At 48.1% G+C, this 18428-nt stretch carries 11 protein-coding genes; all 11 read left to right on the top strand.

The window, feature by feature from the left end:
* Positions 1 to 47: 47 nt before the first annotated feature.
* On the top strand, positions 48 to 1292 hold the full coding sequence (locus E2980_RS09700) for an ABC transporter substrate-binding protein (RefSeq protein ID WP_135151987.1): 1245 nt from the start codon (positions 48 to 50) through the stop codon (positions 1290 to 1292).
* An 85-nt stretch (positions 1293 to 1377) separates the two neighbouring features.
* Positions 1378 to 2292, top strand: a complete 915-nt coding sequence (locus E2980_RS09695; protein ID WP_135151986.1) for a carbohydrate ABC transporter permease — start codon at positions 1378 to 1380, stop codon at positions 2290 to 2292.
* A gap of 6 nt (positions 2293 to 2298) precedes the next feature.
* On the top strand, positions 2299 to 3123 hold the full coding sequence (locus E2980_RS09690; RefSeq protein WP_135151985.1) for a carbohydrate ABC transporter permease: 825 nt from the start codon (positions 2299 to 2301) through the stop codon (positions 3121 to 3123).
* A 36-nt stretch (positions 3124 to 3159) separates the two neighbouring features.
* Positions 3160 to 5229 carry an amylo-alpha-1,6-glucosidase gene (locus tag E2980_RS09685; RefSeq protein WP_135151984.1) on the top strand — a complete coding sequence of 690 codons (2070 nt, stop codon included), beginning with the start codon at positions 3160 to 3162 and terminating at the stop codon, positions 5227 to 5229.
* Between the two features lie 19 nt (positions 5230 to 5248).
* The gene (locus E2980_RS09680; protein WP_135151983.1) at positions 5249 to 6862 is read left to right on the top strand and encodes a glycoside hydrolase family 13 protein; all 1614 of its coding nucleotides are present in this window, start codon (positions 5249 to 5251) and stop codon (positions 6860 to 6862) included.
* Positions 6863 to 7037: 175 nt separating this feature from the next.
* A complete protein-coding gene (locus E2980_RS09675; RefSeq protein ID WP_135151982.1) occupies positions 7038 to 9368 on the top strand; it encodes a helix-turn-helix domain-containing protein in 2331 nt (776 codons plus the stop codon).
* A gap of 286 nt (positions 9369 to 9654) precedes the next feature.
* Positions 9655 to 10569, top strand: coding sequence for an ABC transporter permease (locus E2980_RS09670; protein WP_135151981.1), 915 nt, complete (start codon positions 9655 to 9657; stop codon positions 10567 to 10569).
* A 3-nt stretch (positions 10570 to 10572) separates the two neighbouring features.
* Positions 10573 to 11466 carry a carbohydrate ABC transporter permease gene (locus E2980_RS09665; protein ID WP_135151980.1) on the top strand — a complete coding sequence of 298 codons (894 nt, stop codon included), beginning with the start codon at positions 10573 to 10575 and terminating at the stop codon, positions 11464 to 11466.
* A gap of 55 nt (positions 11467 to 11521) precedes the next feature.
* Entirely contained in the window at positions 11522 to 13147 is a 1626-nt protein-coding gene (locus tag E2980_RS09660) for an extracellular solute-binding protein (RefSeq protein ID WP_240702963.1), read from the top strand.
* 96 nt (positions 13148 to 13243) lie between these two features.
* On the top strand, positions 13244 to 16531 hold the full coding sequence (locus tag E2980_RS09655; RefSeq protein ID WP_135151979.1) for a hypothetical protein: 3288 nt from the start codon (positions 13244 to 13246) through the stop codon (positions 16529 to 16531).
* A 30-nt stretch (positions 16532 to 16561) separates the two neighbouring features.
* Positions 16562 to 18319: a hypothetical protein gene (locus E2980_RS09650; protein WP_135151978.1), complete on the top strand. Its 1758-nt coding sequence runs from the start codon at positions 16562 to 16564 to the stop codon at positions 18317 to 18319.
* Positions 18320 to 18428 lie beyond the last annotated feature (109 nt).

Below are 18428 nucleotides of genomic sequence, written 5' to 3'. Positions count from 1 at the left end.
ACGATACAAGAGTACCGAAAAATATAAGAAGCAAGCGGGGGAAGAACATGAGAAAAAAACTAAAGCTTCCGGCAACATTGATGATTATTTTTGCTTTGATCCTCGTACTGGCTGCTTGCGGCAGCAAAAACGAAGGCGATAATCAAACAGCGCCAAATGGAGACGGCGACAAGAAGACTACGGTTACGATGGGCTTCTGGGGCACTGCACAAGATTTGAAGACGTACCAGGATGCGGCGAACTCCATTTCGGCGGAATATCCTAACATCGAACTCAAAATAAAGCAATATCCGAGCAGCGATCAGTTCTGGAACGCGCTTCCGGGTGAAATTGCCGCGAAAGTCGCGCCGGACTTCATTAAGATTTCCAACGAAGGCGCGCTCGAGTATATCAATAAAGGATTGTTCGCGCCGCTCGATGAATTGGTCAAAACCACCGGCGTTGACATGGGTAAATTCAACAAGGCGGCTTCCGATATCTGGAAGGTTGACGGCAAGGTTTATGGCGTGCCTAACAGCAGCTCTCCGGCGATGTTCTTCATTAATGAGGACATGTGGAAAAAGGCAGGTCTTGGTGCTTATCCAACCACTTGGGACGAGGTACAAGTCGCTGCCAAGAAGCTGACAACGAAGGACGTATACGGCATTACGATCAATCTTGATCCTTACCACATTACGAACTATGCGAAATCCTTCGGCGGCGGTTGGGGTAACGGCAAAACAATCAATACGCCGGAAAACGTAAAAGCTTTGCAAACGATTTTCGACATGTACGACGAAGGAGTAGCGGTTACTCCGAAATCGCTTGGCTTTGGTTGGGATGGGGAAGTATTCTCGAACGGTAAATCCGCTATGACTACCGGCGGACACTGGTACAAGAGCTTCTTGAAGGATGCTGCTCCGAACTTGAAATATGCAGTCGTTCCGGTTCCAAAAGGAACGGTTAACGGCAGCACGCTGATTTCCGATGCATACGTTGTCCTTGATGACGCGAAGAACAAAGAAGCGGCGCTTCAAGCGGCGTACTTTATGACAAACGAAAAGGTTCAAATGGACTTTCTGAAGCTTGGAAACAATTCATCGTTAACCAGCTTGTCCGATAAATATTTCGAGTCCAATCCGGAGTTCAAAGCCGTTCAGCCTGCGATTGATTACAGCACGGACTTTGGATACCCAGAAGAATCGAAGAAGTTTAAGGACGAGCTAGTCAATAATCTAGAGAATAATATTCTAGGCGGAATGAAAAAATCGCCTCAAGAAATTCTAGACGGCATTCAGGCGCAATTCAAATAACATTTCCGTTCCCGTTCCGTTGCGAACGGGAACCCTTTTTTTCAATTAGACAAAAACGTATCGTATTGGAGATAGGAGGGGCAAGATGACAACCAATAGTAACAAGCAATCGCGTCTTCGTTCGATCGCGGATTCGGACATGGCTGTTGGATGGTTATTTACGCTTCCGTTTTTGGTGTTGTGGGCATGGTGGTTTTTTTATCCGTTTATACAGTCCTTCATTAGAAGCTTTCAGGATGCCAACTTTGCTGCGCTGGACGAAGCGAAATTTATCGGCTTGCAGAACTACATTACGATATTGCATGATCCTCAATTTTATCGGGCCGTACTTCATTCCTTGCAAATCGTAGTTATCGCGGTGCCTATTCAGACCGTTCTTGGATTGCTTGTGGCCATGCTCGTTAATCAGAAGATAAAAGGCAAAGGGATTTTTAGGACGATCTTCTTCATTCCTTATATTACCTCTCAAATAGCGGTCACGACGGTATTCATGATGCTGTTCAAGCAAGGTACGTTCGTTACGGAGTTTTTCACGCTGTTCGGCTTCGCGGACACGACTTGGTTTGCGGATACCCGGTATGCACTATTATTCGTAAGTCTTTTGTTTATTTTTCAACAGATCGGATTCAGTATGATCGTCTATCTGTCGGCTCTTCAAGAAGTGCCGAAGGATTTGTATGAAGCAGGTCAGATGGATGGGGCGTCCAAATGGGCGCAATTCCGCTTCATTACCATTCCTTACGTGAAGCCGATCACCTTCTTCGTCGTATCCGTGGCAACGATTCTGGGCTTTCAAATTTACGATCAGATTGCCGCGATTTCCAGATACGGCGCACTTGGTTCTCCGGCGGGCGCAACGAGCACAGTCGTCACGTATTTCTATCAGAACGGAATCCGTTACATGAATATCGGCTACGGAAGCGCGGCTGTCGTACTGTTCTTCTTCATCATAATGATTATTACGTTCCTCCAGAAAAAATTGCTGGATGAAAAGGGGTGAGACTGGATGGAGACCAAAAAAAGATTAGGATTCGTTAGCAACTATTTACTGCTTATCATTCTTGGATCCTTATTTGCGCTTCCTTTCTTGTACACGATATACACGTCTTTCGTCACGATGCAGGACGTAAATAAATTATCGGGATTCTCGAATCTAACGTTCCAAAATTACAAATTGTTTTTCACCAATGATGCCTATAATGTTCCGCAATGGCTGATCAACACGGTTATCATGACGGCGTTGGTCATTCTCGGAAATTTAATTATTAACCCCATGGCTGCTTTTGCCCTTGCGAAGTTGGATTTTCGCGGAAAGAAAATCGTGTTCTGGATCGTGCTCGGATCGATGATGGTACCGTATCATATGATTCTAATTCCCGTATACGTTAACGTCGCGCAGCTAGGCTGGTTAAATTCGTTTGCCGGTCTTACGGTTCCATTCCTTTACCAATCGCTGTACATCTTCATGCTTCGGCAGTTTTTTGTCACCGTTCCAGGCGAGTTTATCGAAGCGGCAAGATTGGATGGCTTGACGAAAATGGGAGCCTTCTGGCGTATCGTATATCCGCTGGCGAAATCGTCGCTTATTACGATGTCGATTCTGGCGTTCGCGGGTACATGGAACAGCTACTTGATTCCAAGCACCTTAGTAAGCGATCCCGAGCGTTATGTGCTTGTCGTAGGGTTGAACAGCGTAAAGGATGCTTTCTTTGAGAATACGCCGCTTATTATGGCGGGAGTCGTGTTGACTACATTGCCGATTCTGATCTTCTTCTTTATTTTCCAAAAGCAATATATTGAAGGAATCTCCAGCTCCGGCGTGAAAGGCTAAATAGACTAGTGTCTAGGGAATGGGGGGCAATATACTATGAATTATACCGTCATTAAAGAAGGCGGATTATTTTTCTTGACCGATACGAACGGGGATATAGCCGGCGATGACCAGAAGGGCCATGGCTTGTATAAGAACGACACCCGGTATTTGAGCCGCATGGAGCTTTTCATTAACGGGGACAAGCCGACGCTGCTCTCTTCCGAAGCGAATCGGAGTTATTATGCTTCCATTCGGCTGATGAAGGTAAGCCCGGATGAAGGCGCCATTGAGATGGTTAGGGAAAGATATATTTATGACGGGATGCTGCACGAAAAAGTGTCGCTTACCAATTACTTTCTAAATCGTACCCGGTTCGATTTCTCGGTTAGCTTCGATGCCGATTTCCAAGACATGTTTATCGTTCGCAAATACCGTACCGGAGAGGTTGGGCAAGTTCTTGGCCGGAAAACAAGCGAGCGCGGACTGTCCATTCAATATAAAGGCAAAGACGATATCGTAAGAGAAACGCATATTGCCTGGGATGCTCCGGAGTCCAAAGCGGATACGGAAGGAAACGTTCATTTCACGCTGGACTTGGAGACGCAGGAAACGAAGCATATTTGCTTCGTCATCGCTCCCGTTCAACAGGAAGAGCCAAGGCCCATCATGCGGACGTACGAGGAAGGCTTGCGTCTTCTGGAAGCATCGTATGACGAATTTTATCGGGCAGCAGCTTCCGTTACAACAAACGTAGACGTATTCGACAAGTTGTATCAACGCGGAGTACAAGATTTACGCATGCTGATGACGGATGTCGGATACGGCGATATGCCGGTCGCCGGCTTGCCTTGGTTCGCTGTTCCTTTTGGCCGGGACAGTCTGATCACCGCTTTGTTTATGCTTCCGCTTAACCCGAATTCGGCTAAAGGCACGCTTCGAACATTAGCGGCATACCAAGGGACGACCAATAATGTAGAGCGTGATGAGCAGCCGGGGAAAATCATGCATGAAATCCGGTTCGGGGAGCTCGTGAATACGAAGCAGTCGCCATTCGGGCCTTACTATGGATCGGTGGATGCGACGCCGCTTTTTCTAGTGCTTATCGTGGAATATGTGCGATGGACGGGAGACCTGTCGCTTGCTGAGGAATTACTGCCGAACGTGATCAAGGCATTGGCATGGATCGATACGATGGATGAAACGGGAAACGGCTTCCTAACCTATCACCAAGAGGCGGCGAAAGGCTTCCCTAACCAAGGCTGGAAAGACTCGGCGAATTCTATCGTCCATCGAACGGGTGAATATGCGGAATCGCCTATCGCGCTTTCGGAGGTGCAGGGCTACGTATATCAAGCCAAAAACGGTTTATCGCCGATCATGATGAAGCTTGGTTATCCGGAGTTTGCGATCAAGCTGGAAGGCGAAGCTGCAAAGCTGAAGGAAAAATTCGAGCATGCCTTCTGGATGGAGGACGAGAGCTATTACGCGGTCGCCCTTGATAGGAAACGAAATCAAGTTCAATCGGTAACCTCCAATCCAGGACATTTGCTTATGACAGGCTTGCCGGATAAAGCTCGTGCGGATGCCTTAGTGAAAAGGTTAACTGCACCGGACATGTTTAATGGATATGGCATTCGTACCATGAGCACGGATTCTACCGGATATTATCCGATGAGCTATCATAATGGCAGCGTATGGCCGCACGACAATGGAATGATTCTGCTCGGTCTAAGCCGCCTCGGTTATAAAAAGGAAGCCGGCAAGCTGCTTTCCAGCCTTCTGCATGCTTCAACCTTTTTCGAATACCAGCGGTTGCCGGAGCTATTCTGCGGCAATGACGCCGAATTGGGCTATCCGGTTCCCTATCCTACGACTTGCTCTCCTCAGGCATGGGCAGCCGGGACGTCTATCGTTTTTGTACAGGCCATGCTAGGACTTGTGCCCGATGCGTTATCGCAAACGATCGTCCTGGATCCGTATTTGCCTGAGACATTCAATGAGCTTCTTGCCGAACATATTCGCATAGGAGCAGGCTATTTGTCCGTAAAGGTAACGCGGACGGCCAATGCGGAAGCGCCTGCTGTCGAGATTATAGAAAATACGACGGGCTACAGATTGATTTAGGGGATAGGAGTTAATGTAAATGAATAAAGCATGGTGGAAGGAAGCTGTCGTCTATCAGGTGTATTGGCGAAGCTTTAAGGATACGGACGGAGACGGGTACGGAGATTTGGAAGGAGTTATCCGGAAGCTGGATTACATCCGCGACCTCGGCGCCGATGTGATCTGGCTGAATCCTTGCTATGGTTCCCCGGATGTGGATAATGGTTATGATATTTCCGATTACCGGTCAATCATGCCCAAAGCAGGAACAATGGCGACTTTCGAGCTGTTGTTAGATGCGGTCCATGACCGCGGCATGAAGCTGATCATGGATCTGGTTGTGAACCACACCTCGGACCAGCATCCATGGTTTAAGGAGTCGCGTTCCTCGAAGGACAATCCGAAGCGGGATTATTACATTTGGAGGAAGGACGCCAATAACTGGCGTTCGTACTTTACGCCGTCAACCTGGGAATTCGAAGAACGGACCGGCGAGCATTACTTTCATTCCTTTGCCGTAGAACAGCCTGATTTGAACTGGGAGAATCCGAAGGTACGCGAGGAAATATACGATATGATGCGTTTCTGGCTGGACAAGGGCATAGACGGCTTCCGGATGGATGTCATTAACCTGCTTGCCAAACAATTCGGCTTCCCCGATGCGGAGAAGCCGGATAATATCTCGTATCTCGGTAACAACCCTGGTATTCATGAATATTTGCAGGAAATGCACGAGAACGTCTTGAAGCATTACGATATTTTCACGGTGGGAGAAATTCCATTCGTTACGCCTGAGGACGGCCTGCTCTATGTGGGAGAAAACCGCGGCGAGCTGGACACTTTATTCCACTTTGAAGTATGCGATTATATGGCTCATTGGGATATACAACGCTTCAAGGAGATTCAGAACAGATGGTATGACGGAATGTGGGGAAAAGGGTGGAATTCCCAATTTCTGAACAACCATGATCATACGCGTCTCGTTAGCAGATTCGGAAACGACACTACGTACCGCGTTGAATCCGCAAAGTGTTTTGCTACGATGCTTCATACGCTGCCAGGCATGCCCTACATCTTTCAAGGCGAAGAAATCGGGATGACGGGCGTGCGTTTCGAGTCGATCGACGACTATAACGACATTGCGATGAAGAACAAATATAAAGAAGAAGTGGAGAAAGGCAGACACCCGCAAGAGGTATTCGAGGAGCTTCTCCATCTGTCGAGAGACAATTCCCGTACGCCGTTACACTGGGATGATTCGGATAATGCCGGTTTTACCGATGGAAAGCCGTGGATTAGAGTAAACCCGAATTATAAGGAAATTAATGTGCAACAGGCGCTTGCCGACCCAAATTCCGTTTATTATTATTATCAAAGTCTGATCCGTCTGCGGAAAGAAAATGATGTTATGGTATACGGCTCTTATAAGCCGATTCTCGGAGATCATCCGCAAATTTATGCTTATACGCGCGTACTAGGACAAGAAGAATGGTTGGTCGTTCTCAATATTTCCGATCAAGCGGCCGAAATGGATCTGCCTGATTCCATGTCTAAACAATCGCGGAATATTCTTATAACCAACTATGCCGAACCGGACTTGAACGACGAATTTAGGTTAAGACCTTACGAGGCACGTATCTATCGGTTAAAGTGAATACGTGACTCAGAATAAAGAAGCTGCAGGACCTAAGGGTTCGGCAGCTTCTTTTTTCAATAGCGCAAGAGCCGCAATAGCTATCATACAATGTTTATAACAGCGTGGAACCAGTGCTTGACGATTCTATGGTACCATTGAAGCAATTGACGCAAGGTAATTGGAGGTATCGGTTATGAAGTCCAGCATATCGACTAAGGTTATGTTGATCTACGGAGCCGTTTTCTTAGTGATCATCACGCTAACCTTCGTGTTATCTTACACGGGGACGGTTGGTAAGCTAGAGAATGATTTGAATGACACCAACCTAGCCTTATTGAAACAAGTCGATCAGAAGATCGAGGTAGCTTTTCGTCAGACGGAAAAGGATCTGCTTACGCTTATGGACGAGCTCGAGTTCGTTTATTTTATGCATGACAGTTATTTGGACGATGCGCAGAAATACGGCAACTTTTACGCATTAAACACGAAGCTGAGGAATTTTATCAATACCAATCCTCAGTTCTCGTCGATTTTTGTCTATTCATCCGTAAGCGGTCACATTCTGACGGACAAAGCCTATATGAAGGATGCCCCCTTGGTAGATAACTGGTTGGATGATTATTTGGATATGCCGGTATATTTTAAGTGGCTAACCACTCATCAGGTTTGGGAGGGAAACGGCAACAAGAACGTGATTACTTTAGTGCGGTCCTATCCGACGGTCAGCAGTCCGGGATATCGCAAGGGAATGGTAGCCGTCAACATTAATGAAAAGGTACTCTACGATATGGTTAAGGCTGTTTACGAAGACAGTAAAGTCGGCCATATGTTTATTATCGACAGCGATGGAAACGTGGTGACCCACGACGACAAGACGCAAATCACTCGCAATTTAAAGGAGCTTCCTCATATCAAAAGCACTCTCTCCAAGAAAGGAAGCGGGTTCTTTACGGGGAAGATTAACGGTGTCCGTCAATCGATATTTTATCGAGATTCCGATTATACGGGTTGGAAAATGATCAGCATTCTGCCGGAGTCGCAGATCTACGAGCCGATAAGGGTTACGCGCAATCTGCTGATCGCTTTCGCAGCGGGTATGATTCTGCTTGCGTTGATCTTGCTGGTTTACGTGAACCGTTGGACCTTTAAACCGCTTGATCGGTTGGTCGGCAAAATGTCGGGTACATACAAGCTTAGCCAAACTAAAGAACGTACGGATGCCGGGCTTACCTATCTGGAAAAGGTATTCGACCAGTTAGTGCTGGATCGGGAACATCTTCAGCAACATGTTCGGGATTCGAAGCCGGTGCTGAAGTGGAGAATCATGATGGATATGCTTGTCGGGTATCGTACGGATTATCAGGCCGTTCGCCACCATCTTGAGTTCGTGGGCGTTCATTTATTTCCGGATCGTTTTCTTGTATGTACGGCGGAGATCAGCAAAGAGGGAGTAGATTTAAGAGCCCAGGACGAAACGCTGTATACCTATGCGTTCTGCAATGTGGCGGAGGAGCTGATTAATCTAGAGAACGCGGGGGTTGCCATTGACTTGGGAGAGGGCCGCGCGGCGGTCATCTTCAGCTTTGCGGAAGGGGATGCGGAACAGAATCACTTGCGTGCGTTAGCGATTCTGGAGCTGATACTCGATGTGATGAAGAAGCAATTCGATCTTGTCGTGACCGTCGGAGTCGGCCGCGGCTGCGGCGAGATGAAGGACATTCCCAATTCGTACGACGAATCGCGGAAGGCGCTTCAATATAAGATGGTGTTCGGTCAGCATTCGGTCATCTCCATTGAAGACCTGCAGCCTCTCGACAGTCAGGATTATTACCGGCTGATTCGTATGGCGGACCGAATTACGGATGCTCTCAAACAGACGGATACAGTGAAGATGAAGGAATATGTGAAGGAAACGTTCCAAGAGGCGATAGACGGCAATCTGCCGCCTGAATTGATCCGTCAGCTTTCCTTTGATCTCATCATGAAATCGGTGCAGTCGGTCGGTTCCATAGGGATAGACCTGAAGGAGTCCATGAGCCGGCTGGACGGCATCTACGAGCTGATCAACCGCAGCGAAAACTTGAAAAAAATGGAGAGGGTCGTTTTCTCCTTTCTGGAAGAGTTGGCTGCCAAAATCAACGAAAAGCGAAGTCATAGGGGCAGCAACGTTACGATTGAACGAATGCTAATCTATATCGGGGAACACTTTCAGGAAAATGATCTGTCTCTGGACAGACTTGCGCAGGAATTTCATTTAAGCCCGACCTATATCAGCAAGCAGTTTAAGGAATACACCGAGAGCAACTTTATCGATTATTTAATCGGAATTCGGATTAACGCTTCCCAGAAGCTGTTATCGGGTAAGGATATGAAAGTGAACGAGATTGCCGAAGCGGTCGGTTACGGGAACACCCGCAGCTTCCTGCGGACGTTTAAGAAGTATACAGGGATGACTCCGATGGAGTATCGGGAAGGGGCGGCCAAGTCGCGGTCTGAGAATAAGAACGTCAATCGTGAAATGTAACTGTCATTATTACCATGAGACATGTACTGGAATCCTCTTCTCTGTGGAGGGAAATCCCCGGCATGTCTTTTTATTTTGGATAGATGTACGACTAAAGACCCGCGTCGCTCTAGGGGTTTTCCGTTGTTAGCACAAGAAAATGAACCCTGCATAAGAAAGGTGACCGTGCATTTTGCAAAAATAGTCATGGTGTTCAGAAGGTGTCTATATCCATTTACCCTAGCTCACAGTACGATCGAATTGACCAAACGGACTAGGGGCTTTGATCAACGAAAGGATGAACGGAATGAAGGATAGTCGATTCCGAAACCGATTAAAGCGGGATAGGCATTTGTACCTGATGCTGCTGCCTGTGATCGCGTTTTATCTATTGTTCAAATACGCTCCGATGGCAGGCGAGATCATTGCGTTCAAGGATTATCGTTTAGGGGATGGGATATTCGGCAGCAAGTGGGTGGGATTCAAGCATTTCCAAAGTCTGTTCGGGAGTATCGATTTCTGGCGAGTACTTCGAAATACGTTAGTGTTGAACGTATACAGTCTTGTCTTCGGCTTCCCGGTACCGATTATACTGGCTCTTCTACTTAACGAGGTTCGCAAAGAATGGTACAAGAAGACGGTACAGAACCTGCTGTATTTGCCCCATTTTATATCGTGGGTCGTATTGGGCGGTATCTTCATCGCGATCCTATCACCAAGTACGGGTGTCGTTAATGCGGTACTCGAGCATGTATTCGGCATCGAGCCCATTTACTTTATGGCCAGTTCGACATGGTGGCCTGTTGCCTATACGCTGTCGGGTATTTGGCGGGAAGCGGGATGGGGTACGATTCTTTATTTAGCCGCGATGGCTTCGATCGATCCGCAGCTTTACGAAGCGGCTAAGATCGACGGAGCGAACAAGCTGCGCCAAATCTGGCATATTACCCTTCCGGGTATCCGCAGCACCGTTGCTATTCTTCTGGTTCTGCGCATGGGTCATATGATGGATGTCGGACTTGAGCAAACTTTGATCCTGCAGAATCAGTCCGTACTGGATGTAGCCGATGTTATCAGCACTTACGTGTACAGGGTCGGTTTGCAAAATATGAACTATAGCTATACGACGGCATTGGGTTTGTTCCAATCGGCGGTCGGCTTAATCCTCGTCATAGGCGTAAATAGGTTAACCCGATTGTTCGGGGAAAGGGGGCTATGGTAACCGATGATAACTTATAAAAAAAGCAGATCCGTCTGGTCTCGCGTGGGGACGGCTGCCAATTACACCCTCCTCGGCTTCCTTTCCCTCCTTGCTTTGTATCCATTCTGGTATGTCATCGTGTCTTCCTTCAGCAGCAGCAGGGCGATAACGGCGGGCGAAGTGTCTTTATGGCCTATTGAATTCAATGCGGAAGCTTATCTCCGGTTATTCGATGACGGTCAGCTATTCGTCGCGATGTGGAACACGATTGTGGTAACCGTCGTAGGTACGCTCCTGAATATGGCGCTAACGACATTAGCCGCTTACCCCCTTTCCAGGAAGAGACTTATGGGACGCAATCTGCTGCTGATGTTCATCATTTTTACGATGCTGTTCATCTCCGGAGTCATCCCGAATTTCATACTCGTTAAATCGCTGGGACTTATGGATTCCTATTGGTCATTGTGGCTGCCCGCATTGATCAGTACCTACAATATGTTCGTCATGAAAACATTTATGGAAGGCCTGCCCGAGGAAATCGAGGAATCGGCGGCGATCGACGGTGCCGGGGATTGGAGAATTTTAGTCCAAATCATTCTGCCTTTATGTAAACCAATTATGGCTGCGCTTTCTTTGTTTTATGCAGTGGGCTGGTGGAATTCTTATTTCAACGTGCTGTTATATATTACGGAGAGTACCCGGCAGACTTTGACGCTGAAGCTCTATCAAATGATCCTCCAGGTAAATCAAAGTCTATTGAATAACGTCGGGAGCGAAGGCGTCGAGCAGGTCATGTTAACGCCGGAAGGGATCAAAGCCGCGGCCATCGTAATTGCGGTCACCCCTATTCTGGTCGTCTATCCTTTCTTGCAGAAGCATTTTGTCAAAGGAGTCTTAATCGGATCCGTAAAAGGATGATATCATCGGACTATAGGGTCCTTGATATAGATATAACTATTAAGGGGATGAAGGAATGAGAATTTCGAGGTTGGCGCGGAAATCGATTCTAGCGGCTAGCTTATCACTGATGATGCTAATATTGGCAGCTTGCAGCTCCAACGGGGCGTCGGAGAGTCCGTCGTCATCGCCGGGAGCAAGCGCAACAAGTACTCCAACGACATCAGCTTCAGCTGCACCTGCAGGACCGAAGAAAGAAATCAGCATATCGGCTTTTGACCGAGGTCAAGTTCCTACAGAGGAAGGAAGCTACGAAAGTAACCGTTGGACGAAATTCATCAATGAAAATTCACCGGCCACGGTGAATTGGATTCCGGTCGATCGGGGTCAAGCTCAGCAAAAGTTAAGTACGCTTATCGCATCCGGCAGCGCGCCGGACCTGATCTGGGAATACGATCGGAACTATATCGCCCAATTGGCTAATCAGGGTGCCATTCAGCCCATTGACGATTACATCGAAAAGTACAGCACGACCTTAAAAAAATATTTAGAGGAAAACCCCGAGTTGAAGTCCGCTATGACTATCAATGGGAAAATGTATGCCGTTACAAGTAAAAGGAGCATAGAGTCCATTGCCAACCACGGCATGTGGATTCGGCAGGATTGGCTAGATAAGCTGCAGCTGAAGGCACCTGCGACCGTGGAAGAATTGATCGAGGTGGCCAAGAAGTTCAAAGACGAGGACCCGGACGGCAACGGTGAAGACGATACGGTACCGATCGTATTTAACGGTAACGCCGTCCAAATCATACGCGCCTTCTTCTTCACCAACGAGAACCAGTGGTACTTGGAAGACGGCCAAATGAAGTATGCCAGAACCTTAGATCGCTTCACCGATTCGCTTGCCTATCAGAAATCCTTATTCGACCAGGGACTAATCGATAAAGAGTATATTACCGACAGCAACTTCCAGCGTGCGCGTCAGCTATGGACGACCGGCAAGGCAGGAATCTATTTCGCTAGCTGGAGCATGGATAATGAAATCCGGGATCTCAAGGCTAATGTTCCCGATGCCAAGTTGGCTCCGTTGGAGCCCGTGGCAAGCAAATATGGGAAAAACGGTCTGTATCAAGAACTGCCTTCCAATGTATTGGTCGCCTTCAATAGCGAAATGGATGAGGATAAAATCGAAACGGCAGTCAAATTCCTCGATTGGATGCTGGAAACGGGTTGGCATAGCATGAAGTTCGGCGAGGAGAATGTGCATTACAAGCTGGTCGAAGGCGATGTTCCGCAAAGGCTCGATGCGGATAAGTACCGGGCCGAAGTGGCCTACGCTAACGAATACGCTATTCTGAGCCAATGGGATACGAAAGCGGAATGGATTCCGGTCATGGCTGCTCAGGATGCCCTTTCCCAGGAAATCGCCCAGGCTAAATCCCAAGCCATAGAAGTCGCGCTCAAGAATGAGTACCGCAGGGATATCCCGTTTAGTCCGGATCTGCCGGAAGTGAGTCAACTGATTGCCACCTTTGCCCCTATTGCGACGCAAATCGAAGTCAAGGTAGTAACCGGCGGCAATGCATTAACCCCTGAAGCGGGCATGGTACAGGTCCGCAAGGAATGGAAACGTCTTGGCGGCGAGAATGTGGAGAAGCTGGCGCAGGAATGGTATGAGAAAAATAAGGAATTTTTGAAATAAGCAGCAATAGAGTTGTGATCATCGGCGGGAGGACCTATTCTAATTGCGGAAACGGTCCTCCCGCGACTATACTTCTGAGAAAGGAGAGGTATGTACATGATCAAACCGAAAACGGCGCTTATTCATACCATTGTTTTTACCCTCGTTTTTTCTTTCTTTCTAGTTTCTACCCTGCCGATCATGCCCGAATCCAAAACTTATGCCAATACAAGTACCCCCGAATTGACTCTAGGCGATTTCGAGAGTGCCGACGAAACCTGGGATTTTTTAGTAGGAAGCAGCGCATCTCTTGGAAACGACGAGTTTAGCCGGGATTCCACGGTCTCTCGGACCGGCAGCTCCTCCGGAAAGCTAGAGCTTAATTTCGGCAGCGATTCGACCTATATGAACAGCTTTGTTTCCTTGGAAAAGTACTTGTTCAAACGCATTTTGCCTGTGGATGCTTTAGAGCTCAGCTTCTGGGTAAAAACGGCGGATATGGCTAAATTCGACCTGATACTGGTCGACAACACGAATCAGAACCATCAACAGACGATTGTTCTGGATCCGACAACGGAGTGGCAGAAGATTACGGTGAGCTCCTTTACATCGGGAATAAACTATACGAAGTGGAACGGGAGCAACGACGGGGTTTGGCATGGTCCGTTAAAGAAAATGCACGTAAGGCTGACCAAAGCTTCGATGCAAGCCGGCAAAACCCTTGGCACCATCTGGCTTGACGACATTCGGGCCAAGGTCTTAGCTCCCGATCTGGCCATTGCCCAGGTGCAGGTCGGCAACGTATTCGCAGGAAGCCAATTGGGGAGCTTTGACGTCCTGACGACCGGTGACACGATTCAGTGGAGTACCTTCAATGCGTGGGGAGAGCCGGTATCGTCCGGAAGCGCTCCTGTCTCCGAAAGTAAGCTGCGGCTTAACATACCGGTAACTGAAGACGGATATTACCGATTAAAAGTCGAGTCTTATTTTGCAGGGAATTTGGTCAAAGCCATGGAAACGACGTTTGCCACGCTTCCCGAGTTTGATCTGTCGGCGGTTACGGATTCTCCATTTGGCATCCAGACGCATTATGGAATCAATTGGAACAAAGAAATGATTCCGCTTCTCAAATATGCCGGTACTAAAAATGTACGCGAGTCCTTCTATTGGTCGGAAGTAGAGGTCAATAAAGGCCAGTACTCCTTCATCCCGAAAGTCACCCTTCCTATGCAATCTTTTAAGGAATTCGGCATCGATCCCTTTCTCGTCTTCGCGTTCAGCAATAAGTATTACGACGGCGGCCAAACGCCTTATTCGGAGGAGGCTCATACCGCTTACGCGAACTATGTAAAGGCTATGCTGGGGAAATTCGGCAGCCAGTTGAAATCCGCGGAAATATGGAACGAGTTCAACCTGCCTTACTTCGGCGGCAATGGCCCCGCGGCCTCGAGGGCGGACGTCTACTTCAATTTACTGAAGAAAGGTTATGAGGCTGCCAAATCGGTTCAACCGGATCTTAATGTCGTTGGAGGAGCTACATCGGGCATCCCGTTAGAGTGGCTGGAGGATGTATTCGCTCTTGGCGGACTGAATAATATGGATTCGCTTTCCGTCCACCCCTACCGCTATCCGCAATCGCCGGAAGGATTGCTTGAGGAGATAAATACGCTCAATCAATTCGTGCGCGATCACAATAATGGCGAGACCGTTCCCCTTTGGTTTTCGGAGATCGGCTGGCCAACCCATTTGAACCCAACGGGCGTGAACGAAAATACGCAAGCCGCTTATTTGATTCGCACCTATGTGTTGAGTATTGCGGCGGGTGTCGAGAAAATATTCTGGTACAACTTGATGGATACCGGAACGGATAAGCTCTACAATGAGCATAATTTCGGAGTCATCCATAATACGGGCGATGCGTTGGGGGCCTATACGCCTAAACCTGCCTATGTTGCGCTAGCTACGCTTACGAGACAGTTAACCGGTGCGAACCCTTTGAGTCAAAGCGTGGCGGATGGCATCTATCACTATAAATTCAATAAAAATAACCAAAAGATTAACGTCCTGTGGTCACTGGAGAAAAAGGATGTAACCTTAAATACGAAAACTCCCCTCACCGTGACGGATATGATGGGGCGGAAGACGATCTATACTCCGTTACTAGGTAAAGTGTACATGACTTTGACCGGTGAGCCGCTGTTTATTCAAGGAAACATTAACAGCCTAACTCAAGCTAGCCCGTTTTCCCTGCAAAGCATTCCCGCTTTTACAGGCGATGCTGTAACGCTTACCCTTCGGGTTAACGATGTAAGGCCGAAGGATAAGCTTACCGCTAAGCTGCAATTCCAAGGCGTATCCAAGACCATTTCTATAAACGCTCCAGGAGATTATCCGGTACAATTTCCGGGCATTGATCAGGTTGGGTTCTGGAAAGCGACGGCTGAGGTATTCGCGTCAGGAGCAAGGATTGCGGGTTTATCCGAAACCGTCGAGATCAAGCAGGCTGAAGGGGTATCGTCAAAGCATGTGGTGAAAAACGGTTCGGACATTTTGGAAATAACGATTAAGAATGAAAGACCTACAGAACGCCGCTTAACGCAGATCGACTGGAGCATCGGAGCTTCTTCCGATTCGGAAGTCTACGATGTGATTATGCCGGGCAATTCCATGCATACCGTAGATTTCCCGTTGTCCGGGTTTCCGGAGGGGACTCTTCTGCCCTATCAGTTTAAGGTGTACATGGAAGATGGCGCGATTCTGAGGAACGATGGAACCGTCAAGATCGTACCGCCCGCTGAAAGGGTTTCTCTTCCGTACCGAACGCTGGCGAGTGAAGAAGATCTACAGGATTTGGCAGGAATCGATCTAATAACGGACGTTAATTCGAGAATTACTTCTCATAACGGTCCGGAAGACTTCAGCGGCAAGCTTTGGACGACTTACGACGACACTCACCTGTACCTCTACGCTCGCGTCCATGATGATGTGTTCTCTCAGCCGAATCAGGGTGATTCGATATGGGTAGGGGACAGTATTCAGTTCGCCGTATCCGCGGGTATGCCGGGCGAGAAGCTTCAGTGGTACGAATATGGAATGGCATTAACGCAGCTAGGTCCCGAGCTTTATAGATGGATGGCGCCGCTGGGAGTTGTAACTGGTTCCATAGCCAATCCGAATCTACAGGTTACAAGAGATGAGGCGGCGAAGGATACCATCTATCGGTTGGCTCTTCCTTGGGGCGAATTGGCGCCGATCGTTCCGAGTGACGGCATCCTTAGTCTTTCTATTCTTGTTAACGAGAATGACGGCAATGGTCGTAGAGGCTATGTGGAGTGGGGCAGCGGAATTGGTTCAAGCAAGCAGTCCTCTTTGTTCAAGCCAATTCAACTGGAGAATGCGGAGTAAGAAACGAGAATAGAAGGCGAGGACTCAGGCATGGGCTTATCTACGAAATCGATCGATCACAAAGAGCTTTTATTGAAAAAAATCGTTTCCCAGGAAAACGACTACGATCCGCATATTAACATGCTGCTAAGGCCATTTCATAGTCCGGGGTATCATACGACGTTAACTGCCGAGGATCACCCTCTAGTCCATCCGACGCATCAATCGCTATTGTATGCCGTAGGTTTGTTGAATACGGAAGCTCCCGAGTATGTTCAGAGGGCTTGCGATGTCATTAAACGCCTTCTTACTTTGCAGGATCGCGACCCTAAGCGAGATACCTTCGGGATATGGCCTTGGTTTTATGAGGAGCCGCTATCTCAGATGGCTCCGCCTGACTGGAACTGGGCTGACTTCTGCGGGAAAGAACTTGTTCTTGCAGCATTGCTTCACGGTCATCGGCTTCCCGAAGAGCTGAGAGAGCAGATCCGTCAAGGGATAAGCTGTGCCTGCGATTCCATTATTAAACGCGATGTGGGACCTCATTACACGAATATCGCGATTATGGGGGCATTTGTAGCTTTGATCGCCGGAGAGCTATATGATCGGCAGGACTATAGGGATTATGCGCTTCTAAGATTGGAGAAGCTGAGGCGCTACACGGAAGGCTTGGGGACCTTCCAGGAATTCAATAGCCCTAACTATTCCGTAATTGCTATTGTAGAGTTGTCCAAAATTCATACCTATTCCGTCAATCCTAGAGCCAAAGAAATCGCTTCCGGACTGCTGGATAGGGTATGGCGCATGGTTGCGGTGCATTATCATCCCACTACCCGGCAGTGGGCAGGTCCGCATAGCCGGAGCTACAGCACACTGTTGACTAACAAAATTAAATCCTTTCTGCAGCTGGCTACCGATAACAAGCTGAATTTCTTCTCCGATGATGAGCTCGAATACGATGCCGAGTGGTACGGCAGCGGCAGCCGATGCCCGGATTACTACTTCGAGATCTTCATTCGTACGGATACACGGGTTCTTGAGGAACTTTACTATCGGAATGAGGAGACTGGGGTCGAGAAATGGGCGGAAACGTACATGACGCCCCAGTATTCGATCGGGCTCTTCAGAAATGAAATCATGTGGAATCAAACACGGGGGCTGGTAGCTTATTTCGAGAATAGAGGGCAGTCTACCTTTTTGCAGATGCGCTGCTTGCATGATGGATTTGACTATTGCTCTGCGGTGCTTAGCGTAGCGGCGGAAAAAGGCCATCTTCTGCTCGGGGTACGTTTTCTCACGAACGGCGGGGATACCCACCCGAATTTGGATCGCATCCAGGGTCGTATGGCAGCGACGGATTTCAGGCTCCGTATGGAATTCGGAGGTTGTCTGGACCGCGTAAGCATTGAGACGGAAGGAACGAAGTCACAAGTCGTCGTTAACGGATTGCCTTTACAATTTGAATGCTTATATGCTGCTTTCGACGAAGCATTGGCTGTAGACGGCGGAGAGCTGGGAAGGGGCTTGGATTGGGAAGTGACCAAGCAGGGAAATGTTTATGGCTTAGACTTGGTTATCTATGAAGGCCAGCGAAAAACAATAGACTTCCAAGCGCTAAACAAAGCGGCATTTCTATTCTCAATAGCTATTGGGGAGGCAGTTGAGAACCTGCCGCCAATAACGGTCGTAGAAGAAGCGGGGAATGTGACAGCACGGATTACAGCCAACAATGCAAATGGTTCACCGCGACAGGTATCCATTCCATTAAAACCGAATGATAAGCATCCGGTATATATAGACGGCAGATAACATTCTAGGAATTCTTTAAAGGAATTAATGCCATTAATATCTAATCTTCTCCCTAAGTAGAAAATTACTTTTGGGAGTGGTTACCTTGGCGAGAACAAAAGCAATTCAT

This window comes from Cohnella luojiensis, assembly GCF_004564235.1.
GTDB lineage: Bacteria > Bacillota > Bacilli > Paenibacillales > Paenibacillaceae > Cohnella > Cohnella luojiensis.
This window is presented reverse-complemented; position numbering and strand designations above follow the sequence as displayed.

What these genes read in the sequence shown, in the direction of transcription:
- E2980_RS09700 (WP_135151987.1), top strand. Translation starts at nt 48, where the DNA reads ATGAGAAAAAAACTAAAGCTTCCGGCAACATTGATGATTATTTTTGCT.
- E2980_RS09695 (WP_135151986.1), top strand. Translation starts at nt 1,378, where the DNA reads ATGACAACCAATAGTAACAAGCAATCGCGTCTTCGTTCGATCGCGGAT.
- E2980_RS09690 (WP_135151985.1), top strand. Translation starts at nt 2,299, where the DNA reads ATGGAGACCAAAAAAAGATTAGGATTCGTTAGCAACTATTTACTGCTT.
- E2980_RS09685 (WP_135151984.1), top strand. Translation starts at nt 3,160, where the DNA reads ATGAATTATACCGTCATTAAAGAAGGCGGATTATTTTTCTTGACCGAT.
- E2980_RS09680 (WP_135151983.1), top strand. Translation starts at nt 5,249, where the DNA reads ATGAATAAAGCATGGTGGAAGGAAGCTGTCGTCTATCAGGTGTATTGG.
- E2980_RS09675 (WP_135151982.1), top strand. Translation starts at nt 7,038, where the DNA reads ATGAAGTCCAGCATATCGACTAAGGTTATGTTGATCTACGGAGCCGTT.
- E2980_RS09670 (WP_135151981.1), top strand. Translation starts at nt 9,655, where the DNA reads ATGAAGGATAGTCGATTCCGAAACCGATTAAAGCGGGATAGGCATTTG.
- E2980_RS09665 (WP_135151980.1), top strand. Translation starts at nt 10,573, where the DNA reads ATGATAACTTATAAAAAAAGCAGATCCGTCTGGTCTCGCGTGGGGACG.
- E2980_RS09660 (WP_240702963.1), top strand. Translation starts at nt 11,522, where the DNA reads ATGAGAATTTCGAGGTTGGCGCGGAAATCGATTCTAGCGGCTAGCTTA.
- E2980_RS09655 (WP_135151979.1), top strand. Translation starts at nt 13,244, where the DNA reads ATGATCAAACCGAAAACGGCGCTTATTCATACCATTGTTTTTACCCTC.
- E2980_RS09650 (WP_135151978.1), top strand. Translation starts at nt 16,562, where the DNA reads ATGGGCTTATCTACGAAATCGATCGATCACAAAGAGCTTTTATTGAAA.